The sequence below is a fragment of the Fusibacter sp. A1 genome, assembly GCF_004125825.1.
GTDB lineage: Bacteria > Bacillota > Clostridia > Peptostreptococcales > Acidaminobacteraceae > QQWI01.
The window spans coordinates 75,680-88,148 of record NZ_QQWI01000015.1; the positions used below are offsets into that span (position 1 = coordinate 75,680).

Annotated in this window: 10 protein-coding genes and 1 riboswitch; of the genes, 7 read left to right on the top strand and 3 right to left on the bottom strand. The window is 45.8% G+C overall.

Going from position 1 to position 12,469, the window contains the following annotated elements; genetic code table 11:
- The first annotated feature begins 15 nt into the window (after positions 1–15).
- The 5 genes from disA to ispF all read left to right on the top strand — a co-directional run bounded on the left by disA (position 16) and on the right by ispF (position 4,183).
- The gene (gene disA / locus DWB64_RS17470) at positions 16–1,101 is read left to right on the top strand and encodes a DNA integrity scanning diadenylate cyclase DisA (protein WP_129489506.1); all 1,086 of its coding nucleotides are present in this window, start codon (positions 16–18) and stop codon (positions 1,099–1,101) included.
- Between the two features lie 155 nt (positions 1,102–1,256).
- Positions 1,257–1,745 carry a CarD family transcriptional regulator gene (locus tag DWB64_RS17475; protein WP_129489507.1) on the top strand — a complete coding sequence of 163 codons (489 nt, stop codon included), beginning with the start codon at positions 1,257–1,259 and terminating at the stop codon, positions 1,743–1,745.
- Positions 1,746–1,914: 169 nt separating this feature from the next.
- Positions 1,915–3,021 (top strand): PIN/TRAM domain-containing protein, encoded by a 1,107-nt coding sequence (locus DWB64_RS17480; protein WP_129489508.1) that lies wholly within the window; start codon positions 1,915–1,917, stop codon positions 3,019–3,021.
- Positions 3,018–3,722 (top strand): 2-C-methyl-D-erythritol 4-phosphate cytidylyltransferase, encoded by a 705-nt coding sequence (gene ispD / locus DWB64_RS17485; RefSeq protein WP_129489509.1) that lies wholly within the window; start codon positions 3,018–3,020, stop codon positions 3,720–3,722. The genes DWB64_RS17480 and ispD overlap by 4 nt, the downstream gene beginning before the upstream one ends.
- Positions 3,713–4,183, top strand: a complete 471-nt coding sequence (gene ispF / locus DWB64_RS17490; protein ID WP_129489510.1) for a 2-C-methyl-D-erythritol 2,4-cyclodiphosphate synthase — start codon at positions 3,713–3,715, stop codon at positions 4,181–4,183. The genes ispD and ispF overlap by 10 nt, the downstream gene beginning before the upstream one ends.
- A 47-nt stretch (positions 4,184–4,230) precedes the next feature.
- Here ispF and DWB64_RS17495 read toward each other — a convergent pair whose 3' ends face one another.
- From DWB64_RS17495 to DWB64_RS17505, 3 genes are all read right to left on the bottom strand, one after another.
- Positions 4,231–4,737, bottom strand: coding sequence for a LiaI-LiaF-like domain-containing protein (locus tag DWB64_RS17495; protein WP_129489511.1), 507 nt, complete (start codon positions 4,735–4,737; stop codon positions 4,231–4,233).
- Between the two features lie 102 nt (positions 4,738–4,839).
- Positions 4,840–6,912, bottom strand: coding sequence for an ABC transporter ATP-binding protein (locus DWB64_RS17500; RefSeq protein WP_129489512.1), 2,073 nt, complete (start codon positions 6,910–6,912; stop codon positions 4,840–4,842).
- Positions 6,913–6,924: 12 nt separating this feature from the next.
- The gene (locus tag DWB64_RS17505) at positions 6,925–8,679 is read right to left on the bottom strand and encodes an ABC transporter ATP-binding protein (RefSeq protein ID WP_129489513.1); all 1,755 of its coding nucleotides are present in this window, start codon (positions 8,677–8,679) and stop codon (positions 6,925–6,927) included.
- Positions 8,680–9,015: 336 nt separating this feature from the next.
- Positions 9,016–9,116, top strand: a riboswitch (purine riboswitch).
- A gap of 82 nt (positions 9,117–9,198) precedes the next feature.
- On the opposite strand from DWB64_RS17505, the gene guaB reads away from it, so the two are divergent.
- Positions 9,199–10,659 carry an IMP dehydrogenase gene (gene guaB / locus DWB64_RS17510; RefSeq protein WP_129489514.1) on the top strand — a complete coding sequence of 487 codons (1,461 nt, stop codon included), beginning with the start codon at positions 9,199–9,201 and terminating at the stop codon, positions 10,657–10,659.
- Between the two features lie 14 nt (positions 10,660–10,673).
- The gene (guaA, locus tag DWB64_RS17515) at positions 10,674–12,209 is read left to right on the top strand and encodes a glutamine-hydrolyzing GMP synthase (RefSeq protein WP_129489515.1); all 1,536 of its coding nucleotides are present in this window, start codon (positions 10,674–10,676) and stop codon (positions 12,207–12,209) included.
- Positions 12,210–12,469 lie beyond the last annotated feature (260 nt).

Below are 12,469 nucleotides of genomic sequence, written 5' to 3' on the forward strand. Positions count from 1 at the left end.
TTAAAGGAGATTTCTATGCGTGAGACCAGTCAAAATACCAGAATAACAGATGTTCTACGCATGGTTTCTCCAGGTACACAGCTGAGAGCGGGGCTTGAGAACGTGTTAAGGGCGAAAACCGGCGCGCTGATCGTGATTGGAGATACGGATCTGATCAAAAGCATCAGTCACGGCGGGTTTGCGATCAATGCCGAGTTCAATCCCTACAAGATCTACGAGCTTGCCAAGATGGACGGCGCCGTGATTTTAAGCAATAAGGCCGACAGGATCGTCAGTGCCAATGTCGAGCTCAATCCAGATCCGGGCATCATGACTCAAGAAACAGGAATCAGACACCGTAACGCCGAAAGGGTATCGAAACAGACAGGACAGGTCGTGATATCGATCTCGCAAAGAAGAAGTATCATCACGATCTATAAAGAGGATATCAAATATATCCTGCAAGAGACGAACCGCCTTTTGACCAAGGCCAATCAGGCGATTCAGACACTTGAAAAATATAGGCAGACACTCAATCAGGAGCTCATCAACCTAAGTGCCCTTGAAATTGAAGACGCCGTCACCGTGCATGATGTCGCTCAAGTGATGAAGCGTTCCGAAATGGTGCTTCGTGTCGCTGATGAGATTGAACGGTATATCCTAGAACTAGGTCATGAAGGCCGCCTTATCGAAATGCAGCTGGATGAACTGGTGAGCGATGTCGCCAATGACCTTAAAAATGTGATCTCCGATTACCTGGTGGATTTTGATAAGAAAACGCTCGATGACTCGCTTATCATGCTTGCCACGATGTCCGATGACGAATTGTTGTCTACAACGCGTATGGCGAAGTTATTGGGGTATGAAATAGAAGTCGAGATGTTGGACATGCAAGTTTATCCAAGAGGCTTTCGACTGCTTTCGAAGATTCCGAGACTGCCTAGTGCGGTAATCAGGAATATTCTAGCCCATTTTGACGACCTACAGGGCGTGATCAACGCAAGCATGGATGAGCTTGAAGAAGTTGAAGGCATTGGAGAAGTAAGAGCCCAAAATATCGTATCCGGATTAAGGCGGATAGCGGAACGGGTGTACAACAACCAACCGCTGGTGACCACTTAAGGGAAACTATTTATTTTCATAGATAGAAATGTGTATTTTAGTGCTCTGAAGTGCATAGAAAACCGTTGACTCTATTTGATCAATCGTGTATAATTTAAGGTTTATTTGACCGAAGTAGTGTCTTCCTGTATAATTGAATTAGAAGGAGGCGTGATATGTTCAAAATTGGTGACAAAGTAGTATATCCCATGCATGGTGCAGGCATCATTGAAGGCATTGAAGAGAAAGAATTTCTTGGAAAATGCCAACGTTATTACGTTTTAAGACTCCCAATCAAGGAAATGAAAGTCATGTTGCCAACAGAAAATGTTGACCGACTTGGCCTAAGAGACATCGTACCAGAAGGCATAATCAGCGAGGTGCTTACTATTTTAGGTAGCACAAGGTCGATCATGTCTGCTAATTGGAATAGAAGATACCGCGACAACATGGAAAAAGTGAAGACTGGTGACATACACGATGTTGCCGAAGTGGTACGTGACTTACAATTGATGGAAAAAGAAAAAGGCTTGTCAACTGGTGAGCGGAAGATGCTTTCTAATACAAGACAGATTCTTGTCAGCGAACTTGTACTTGTTCAAAACATAGCAAGGCAAGAGGTTGAATCAATCATTGACTCAACCATTTATCATAATCAATCGTAGGTGTCTATTCAGACGCCTATTTTTTTGTTGTTCACAATATGTTCAAACCCATTGGGCATAATGAAAGAGATTTAAGATAACTGTAATCTAAAATAGCCGTTAGATTTGTTATGATAAAAGAGGCAAAGCATTGTGCAAGTTGCCGTTAGAAAAAGAAAGGAGGAAGTGTATGGTTAGAAACTTAGCTAGGTCGTTTATAACTTTAGTGGGTATTTCGGCAGGTTACGGGCTTGGATTATTGTTGGAAAGCTTAGAACTTCTTGAAACCCTCTTTAAAGTCAATGCTCTCGATTCGGTTACATCCATCGTGGTGAATGTTTCACTCGCAATTATTCTAGGTATTATATTTTTCCTTAGTTCATCATGGATTGTAAAGAAGATTGTCGATTTCGCAGATCAGACAGAAAAGGAACTGGTGAAAATCCCCTTCAATCAGATGCTAGCAGGATCCATCGGATTGATTGTCGGCCTCATGATAGCCTATTTGCTGAATCCGATGATTAAGAATGTCGTTGGAGACAATGTCATTTATATGGTCATCGTCGTAGGTCTTTATGCGCTCTTAGGTTATTTGGGAGTCCGACTTGGTTCGAGAAACCTATCTGATCCGTCAAGGCTTACCGAGTACATCAAACTTGTCCCAAGTAAGACGATTGACAAGCAAAGTCATGAAAGTATGCCTAAGGTGCTTGATACGAGCGTGATCATCGACGGTAGGATCGCGGATATCTGTAAGACCGGTTTTGTCGAAGGCAAGCTGGTCATCGCGGAGTTCGTGCTCGAAGAACTGAGACATATCGCCGATTCTTCTGATTCGCTCAAAAGAACCCGCGGCAGAAGAGGGCTTGACATCCTCAATATCATACAGAAAGAACTTGACGTTGAAGTCGTCATCACAAGCCAGGACTTTGAAGATGTGAACGAAGTGGACATTAAACTGCTGAAGCTTGCGCAGATGCTTGACGGTGCGGTAGTCACCAATGACTTCAACTTAAATAAGGTAGCGGAAATACACGGTGTGAAGGTTCTGAATATCAATGATCTTGCCAATGCGATCAAACCTGTGGTGCTTCCTGGAGAAGAGATGCAGGTCATGGTGATCAAAGAGGGTAAGGAGAATCATCAGGGAGTCGCTTACCTGGACGACGGAACGATGATTGTCGTTGAAGACGGACGCATGCTGATCGGAAAAGAGATTCAGGCTGTGGTGACAAGCGTCCTTCAGACCTCGGCGGGTAGAATGATTTTTGTCAAACCCAAAGGTAAGGTTTCATGAGGATAAGTGTCATCATCCCTGCTGCAGGCATGGGTAAACGAATGGGAGCCCAGGTAAATAAACAGCTTCTTCAGATTGAGGGGCAGACCATCACTGCGCTTACGATAAGGCAGTTTCTTGCGCAGAAGAACATCGCAGAGGTCATCCTGGTCGTCAATCCGGATGATCGCAGCGCGATGTCGTCGGTGATAGAGAGTCTTGGAAAAATTGAAACACCTGTAAAAATGGTGGACGGCGGCAAGGAGAGAGTGGATTCTGTGATGAGCGGAATAGGTGCTGTCGATGCCACCTGTACCCACGTGTTCGTACATGACGGAGCAAGGCCCTTTGTCGATAAGGAGCTTTTAAATAGGTTGATGCGCTCGCTTGAAGAGCATGACGCGGTTGTGCCCGTGGTAGCCTCAAAGGATACCTTAAAGTGGATGACCAGTCAGCATATCGATAGGACCATCGACAGAAACCATGTGTATCGGGTGCAAACGCCACAATGTTTCACACTCGAGGTGGCAAATCGGCTGAAAGAGCACGCCGCAAGCAGCGGAAATACTTTTACAGACGAAGCGTCGATATGTGAGGATTTGGGTATAAGGGTCTATGGGGCTGTCGGTTCTGAGTGGAACATAAAGCTTACAACTCCAGAAGACATGGTGCTAGGTAGAGCGATATATACTCATTTAAAAGGAGAAAACAAGTGCGAGTAGGAACAGGTTACGACGTACATAGACTAGTGGAGGATCGCGCACTGATCTTAGGTGGAGTCACAATACCCTATGAGAAGGGTTTGCTTGGCCACAGTGATGCGGATGTGCTTATACACGCCATCATGGACGCCATCCTCGGAGCAGCGGCTCTAGGCGATATCGGGTTGCATTTTCCAGATATCGATGAAGCCTATAAGGGAGCATCAAGCATGACGCTTCTCAAAAGGGTCAATGAGCTGATCAGAGAAAAAGGATTCATCGTCAATAATGTTGACGCGACGGTTGTTTGTGAGCAACCTAAACTCAAGCCTTACATCGCTGAAATGGTCAAGAACATCTCGATGACACTTGACCTTGCACACGATGCTGTCAATGTTAAAGCGACCACGACAGAAGGACTTGGATTTGAAGGTGAAGGAAAAGGAATCTCCGCCCAGGCGGTAGCATCCCTGCGATTTTAAATAGACTAAAAAAACGGTGACCGAAGTTCGGTCACCGTTTTTTTAGGTTAAAAGTCATCATAGTTCTTCTTGCGTTTTTTTGGTTTTCCAGCATCGGTCAGCAGTTTGACTCCGATAAAGATGATAATTCCAGGTACGATATATTTGAAAACTGTCGCTGAAATTGTAATCATGAACATAAGGATTGAAGCTGTCGCAAGTCCGAATGAAACCCAGAACAGGGCTTTCTCCTTACCGCCGAACCAGTAGAGCTGAAAGAGTCCGAAGGCTGGTCCTATCAGAAAGAAGGGCCACATGTATTCCATCAGGTGGTATCCTAAGAAACCGTTGATGAAGAAGATGATGCTGTAGGTGGTCAGTATGCCGCCCGGCACAAGTACACCAGGATTTGCCCGTTTTACAAAGTGGGCGTATTCAAACATGATTCCCGGAACCAGTAAGAAGAGCGGCCAGAGTGTCCCCCATCCAAAATGAAATAGGTTGATCTCGTTCAACATGAAAAACATTCCGAATACAATTAAAGCTATTCCGATTAGCGATTTGCGATCTTTCATAAAAAATCCCTCCTGTTTTCTTTCTTGATTTTATTATAGTCCAAATCAAGCAGAAAAAAAGAGGGATAAGGGTATTATAAGCTGTTTCTAATCAGCCCTTAATCAAATGATTTCCTCAGCGTCTGCTTCGCTGTATTGCAGGCGATACAGATCGTAGTATAAACCACCCTTGCTGATCAGTTCATCGTGATTACCGATTTCTTTGACCTCACCTTTGTTGAGTACGATGATCTTGTCTGCATTTTTGATCGTCGAAAGACGATGCGCGATCACAATCGTTGTACGCTTGTTGGCGAGCTTCAAGATAGCGTCCTGTATGAGTTCCTCGGTTTCTGTGTCTATGTTCGAGGTTGCCTCATCCAAAATCATGATTTCGGGGTTATAGGCAAGCGCTCTGGCAAAGGACAGGAGCTGCCTTTGACCAGTTGAAAACTCGTTTCCACGTTCTTTCAGCTTGTATTCAAAGCCTTCATGCTGCTTGTCGATGAACAGTTTCGCGTTTACGACCCGAGCTGCCTCTTCGATACGGGCTTTCGAGATGTCCTTATTGTACATCCTGATGTTCTCGCTGATGGTGGATGAGAAGAGGTAGACATCTTGAAGCACCATTCCGATATGGCTTCGGAGCTTTTCCTTGTCGAAATCCTTGATCGAGATACCGTCAATCAGGATGTCTCCTTTCTGAATATCATAAAAACGGTTGATCAGACTGGTGATGGTGGTCTTGCCCGAACCGGTATGGCCCACGATGGCGATGGTCTCACCCGCCTTGATCTCGAAGGACACGTCCTTGAGCACAGGCTCGTTTTCATTATAGCTGAACCAGACGTTTTTAAACTGGATATCCCCTTTGATCTTTTTGACCCGTTTGGGTTCGATCGGATTTTCGATCGGATTGCGGGTTTCCTGAATTACAAAGAGCCTTTCAGCACTGGCCATCGCCGACTGCATGATGTTGAACTTCTCAGAAAAGTCGAAGATCGGCTGGTAGAACTGCTTGATATAGCGTGTAAAGGCGATCAACACGCCGAGTTCGATGCTCTGATTGAGGACCTTGGAGCTACCGTAGAGTAAAAGCATTACAAGACCGATGCTGTAGATAAACGACATGGCCGGTCTGAATACGCCAAAAATACGAATTTCGCTGAGTAGGGTATCCTTATAATCGTGATTGCTCACTTCAAAATCATCGTAGTATTTTTTTTCAACACCGAAGATCTGGATGATGTTCATGCCAGAGATGTATTCCGACAGCTTAGAATTGATGATCGCGATCTGCAGCTTGATTTTTCGCTGCACTTCTCTGATCTTGATTCTGAAGAGCCAAGTCGCTGCCACCACGAGTGGGAACGATGCCAAACAGACCAGTGTCAGCTTCACATCGATGAGCAACATGATCACCACGATACTTATCACCATCATCAGATCTTTTAAGACGGTTAAGAGGACGCTGGTGTACATCTCGTTGATGTTGTCGAGGTCGTTTGTGATTCTTGTGACCAGACGACCTACTGGATTCTTTTCGAAATAGGTAAGGTCCAGATTCATGATATGTGAAAACAGGTCCTCACGCATTTTAAAAATAATCTTTTGTGAAGTCCAGTTAAGCAGTATGACCTGACCGTAGTTAAATACAAATCCAACCACCAAGAGAAGGAAGAATCCCAGTGCGAGTTGAGACAGGTTGTAAAAAGCGTGTTCGTCAAGTGCTGCCTGAAACTCATCGGTTAAGATATGCGCCTTATAAATTGAGTTCTCTGTCGACAGATACGCGGTATCGGTGCCGACTTCAATGTCATAGCCTTTTGACAGGTCGTAGTGATACGGAACCCAGTACAGTTTATCTTCTGATCGTATCACCCTGATCTTGTCATCGGGTTCGATCAGTCGGTAGGATAGCGATGAATAGTTTCTGCCTTCATAGGAAAGGGTCGTGATGTCCGAATGCTCGTCGTAGACCCCATAGACCTTTTCTGTAGGGTTGATGATATCGTCGATCGCCACCTTGATCAGAAACGGATTTGCGACTTCAACAAGCGTGACTACAACTAAGAGAATCAGGCAGATTCCCAAAAGCAGAGCATGCGGCTTGGCATAACGCATAAGGCGCATGAATAGCTTGAGGTCGAAGGACTTTTCTATTTTCTTTTCTGAAAATTGTTCTTTGTTTTCCATAGCTGCCCTCCTTTAAGCGTCATAGCTAGCGATGCGTTCTTCGAGTTGTTGTTTTTCAAACAGTTCACGATAGAAGCCATCCTGGCTTAAAAGTTCGTCATGTGTGCCGATTTGGGACAAATATCCGTTATCAAGCACGATGATCTGGTCCGCATGTTTTATCGAAGAGATTCTATGGGCGATGATGATGGCCGTCTTATCCTTGAGTTCCGATTTTAGGTGGGTCAGGATCGATTCTTCGGTTTTGGTGTCCACAGCAGAAAGCGCATCGTCGAGAATCACAAGGTCAGGATTCTTAATCAGCGATCTCGCAATTGAAATACGCTGCTTCTGTCCGCCGGACAGATTCACTCCACGCTCACCTAACATTGTGTCATACCCGTTGGGAAGAGACTCGATCTCAGCACCGATGTTAGCCAGCTTCGCGTAGTGCGTCACTTTTTTCAGTTTTGTGTCATCGTCTGTAATGGCAATGTTTTCCTTAATCGACTGCGAAAACAGGAAGTTGTTTTGCGGTACGTAACCGATGTGGTCACGCAGCAACTTAAGCGGAATGTTTCTGATATCGTGTCCGTCGATAAACAAGGTTCCGCGCGGTGCGTTGTATAGCCTGATCAAAAGATTGGCAAGCGTCGTTTTTCCAGAACCGGTTCGGCCGAGAATCGCGAGCGTCTGTCCGCGTTTTACTTTAAAACTTAAATGTTTCAGCATAGGTATGGCGTCATTTGGGTATGTAAAACTAAGGTCTTTAAGTTCGATGTCTCCGAATAGGCGGGTAACCTCTTCGTTGGACTCATCGTCGTTGATGTCAGGTTTGGCGTCAAGAATATCGTTGATCCTCTTTAGGGACGCGACACCACGTTGTAAAACGTTGATGACCCATCCGATTGCCATAAAAGGCCAAGTGAGCAGTCCTAAATAAGTGACAAAAGTTACAAATTCGCCAATGGTGATGTGGCCGCTCAATACAGTCTGACCGCCAAAATAGATAGCAAGCACGACACTTGTCGATGCGATGAAACCGATCATTGGGAACATGAATCCCCAAACCGATACAAGCTGCAAGTTGCGCTTTAGCATCTGGTGGTTATCCTTATTGAACTCGTCCACTATCGCTCGCTCGCGTACGAAGGTCTTGATGATCCTGATGCCGGTGAAGGCTTCGCGGGCTCTTTCGCTGATTGTTGAAAAGGCTTCGCTCACTTTTTTGTGACGCCTTTGAATCAGTGGACCGAGAACAGCGATGATTACCGCTAGAATCGGAAGTGGTATAAGTGCGTAAAACGTAAGTCGTGCGTCGATCTGCGTAGCCATGATGGTCACTGTCGTAAGCGTCAAGAAGATCGCATCGGTGATCATGATGACGCCTGGTCCAAATGCCATGCGCACAGAATTCAGATCGTTTGTGGCACGTGCCATAAGGTCGCCTGTCTTGTTATTGATGTAATAATCAAGAGATAGCTTTTCCAAATGACCGAAAAAGCGTTGTCTGATCGCTGTTTCGATTTCTCTAGAACCGCCTGTGATCAGGACTCTCCAGAAATATCTACAAACGGCGATGACAAGTTCAAGCGCAAGGATGGTCACTACCATCAGCAGCAAGAAGTCGTTTGGCAGATCCTTTGCCACCAGCTTATCGACAATGCGTCCGATAATCCAGGGTGGAACAAGCTGAAAGGCGTCGATGACGATAAGCAGCAAGACTCCGAGGGCGTAGCGCCAAATGTTTTGTTTCAGTAAGTCTTTGATGTGTCTAAAAATTTCCATAAATATCACGCTCCATAACATTAGTATAATATATATGTAGGAAAGTACAATGTGTTTTCATTCAAAACTTAGCCTCTCGAAATATAAAATGGGATGTGTGAATATTCATGCACGCGTTACGCATATCAAACGTTCAAATCACTGAAAAAACGTTTTCATAAGCTTATTGTTGAATGAAAAGTGTAAGAATATCAAAAGGGGTCGAAAGTGAGCCCTCAATTGGAAACACTAATGTTGATTAACATGTTAAGAGTTCGAAATCTTACTTGACTTTTGTGGTGGCATCTGTTAATTTAGTTGTTAATATATCAGTCGGCTACAAGCGGACGACGACGTAAAAATAACAGAAACATCACTCGTATAATTGTGGGGATATGGCCCAAAGTTTCTACGGAGCAACCGTAAATTGCTTCACTATGAGTGGAATTATGACGTAGCTTTTAACGTACAGTAATTTCACTTACTGTACTATTTTTGTTTTTTGGTGAAAGAGATGAGAGAACACGAGAGGAGAACAACATGCAGGACAAAATCGTATTCGAAGGTTTAACGTATGATGACGTTTTATTAGTGCCTCAAAAGTCAGATGTGCTACCGAACGAGGTAAACCTAGGCACGCAACTGACAAAGAAGATCAAACTCAATATTCCACTGATGAGTGCCGGTATGGATACCGTGACAGAAGCCAAGCTAGCAATCGCTATGGCTCGTGAAGGCGGCATCGGCATCATCCATAAAAACATGTCCATCGAGGCGCAAGCGCTTGAAGTGGACAAAGTAAAGCGCTGCGAACACGGAGTAATCGTAGATCCTTTCTTCCTATCACCAGAGCACCATGTGAGAGACGCCAACGAGCTGATGGCCCGTTATAGAATCTCAGGCGTTCCAGTCGTAGTAGAGAACAACAAACTTGTCGGTATCATCACAAACAGAGATATCCGCTTTGAATCCAATAAAGACAAACTCATCAAAGAAATCATGACTTCAGAAAACCTCATCACAGCAAAAGCTGGAATCTCGATGAAAGAAGCTGAAGCCATCCTTCGTAAGCATAAAGTTGAAAAACTTCCTCTTGTGGACGACAACGGCATCCTAAAAGGCCTTGTCACCATCAAAGACATCGAAAAAGTAATCATCTATCCTAACCGTGCCACAGACGACCAGGGCAGACTTTTAACAGGAGCTGCTGTAGGTATCGGAAGAGACATGTACGACAGAGTGGACGCGCTTGTTAAAGCCGGTGTGGACGTTGTGGTACTCGACTCGGCGCACGGTCATTCACAAAACATCATCAATGCGGTAAAAGACCTGAAAGCAAAATATCCTGACCTTCAACTGGTTGCCGGCAACGTGGCGACAGGCGAGGCGACTAGGGATCTTATAGAAGCCGGAGCGGACTGCGTTAAAGTGGGAATAGGTCCTGGTTCGATCTGTACGACAAGAGTCGTCGCAGGCATCGGAATGCCTCAGCTGACAGCGGTTTACGAATGTGCGAAAGTTGCGGACGAATACGGCGTACCTGTCATCGCAGACGGCGGTATCAAATATTCAGGCGAACTGCCGAAGGCGATCGCCGCAGGAGCAAGCGTCATCATGATCGGTTCCCTATTTGCAGGAACAGAAGAATCACCGGGTGAACTGGTCATCTTCAAAGGCAGATCCTTCAAGACCTACCGCGGAATGGGTTCCACTGGAGCCATGGCTGCAGGTTCTGGCGACAGATACTTCCAAAACGACACCAAGAAATACGTGCCTGAAGGCGTTGAAGGCAGAGTTCCTTTCAGAGGAACCATCGCAGAAAACGTCTACCAGCTGATCGGCGGACTGAGAGCCGGCATGGGCTACTGCGGCACGCCTGACATACAGAGCTTGAAAACGAACGGCAAGTTCGTAAGAATCACAGGAGCGGGTCTAAGAGAATCCCATCCACATGACATCACGATTACAAAAGAATCACCTAACTATAGCGTATCGGAATAATCTGGGAGGATCACATGAAGCCAAGAGAAATGATAGTTGTCGTAGACTTCGGCGGGCAGTACAACCAGCTCATCGCACGTCGTGTAAGAGAAAACAAAGTCTACTGCGAAGTAGTCTCGTACAAAAGAACAGCAGAAGAAATCAAAGCGATGAATCCAAAGGGAATCATCTTCACAGGCGGACCAAACTCGGTGTACGGTGAAGATTCACCGACAATCGACCCTGCAGTCTTCGACTTAGGAATACCGGTACTAGGCGTATGCTACGGCGCACAGCTGATGGCTCAAACCCTTGGCGGTAAAGTAGAGAGATCGACAAAAAGAGAATACGGCAGAATCCACCTGAACATCCATTCGCAAGCACCGCTCTTTAGCGGCATCGAAACAGGATCGACATGCTGGATGTCGCACAACGACTATATATCAGCACCACCAGCAGGCTTCGAAGTATCGGCAACAACAGCGGACTGTCCGGTTGCAGCAATGCAGAACGTCGACAGAAGCCTATATGCCGTTCAGTTCCACGCAGAAGTCGAGCACACGCCATTCGGCCGCGACATGATCAAAAACTTCCTTTATCAAGTATGTGACTGCGAAGGCACATGGGACATGGGCAACCTTGCAGAAACCTTCATCCAAGAAATCAGAGAGCAAGTCGGCGACAAAAAAGTACTTTGCGCGCTATCTGGCGGAGTAGACTCATCGGTAGCAGCGACACTAGTGCACCGAGCAGTAGGCGATCAGCTGACGTGCATCTTCGTCGACCACGGCCTAATGAGAAAAGACGAAGGCGATCAGGTCATGGAAACCTACGCAGACGCCTTCCACATGAACGTGATCCGCGTGAACGCACAAGATAGATTCCTAGGAAACCTAAAAGGCGTATCCGACCCAGAAACAAAACGCAAGCTCATCGGCCAGGACTTCATCAGAGTATTCGAAGAAGAGGCAAGCAAACTAGAAGGCATCGAGTTCCTAGTACAAGGAACCGTCTACCCAGACGTCATCGAATCAGGCACAGACACAGCACACGTCATCAAATCGCACCACAACGTGGGCGGCTTGCCAGAAGACATGGAGTTCAGCCTGATCGAACCGCTACGTCAGCTATTCAAAGACGAAGTAAGAGCCCTAGGCGAAGCGCTTGGAATCCCACACCACATGGTATGGAGACAACCCTTCCCAGGCCCAGGACTGGCAATCAGAGTCATGGGAGAAATCACAGAAGAAGCCCTACACATCGTCAGAGAATCAGACGCGATACTTAGAGAAGAAGTCCTAAACGCAGGACTAGAAAAGTCAATCTGGCAGTACTTCACCGTATTACCAAACGTAAGATCCGTAGGCGTCATGGGCGACGAAAGAACCTACAGCCACGCCGTAGGCATCAGAGCCGTAACCTCCACAGACGGCATGACCAGCGACTGGGCAAGAATCCCTTATGACGTTTTAGACAAGATCAGCTCTAGGATAGTCAATGAAGTTGAGAACGTTAATAGGATTCTGTATGATATAACGAGCAAACCACCAAGTACGATCGAGTGGGAGTGAGTGAAACGAACGTACTAATCGTAAAAACAGAGAAGTGCATAAATTAGAATAAAAAGACGACTGAGTGTGTTCACATACTCAGTCGTCTTTTTATTCTAATTTATATAGGGCGACGAGCCCGTTGTGGACATCTCGAAGAGTGGCCACACAGCGCGAAGTGATGAACCGTGTAGAGTTAGATAACATGTGATTTGTAACGCGTCGTTCACGATTTGAAAAATCGGGAACGCTCTTCTTGGCTTTCGACTCAAGAGCTAAAG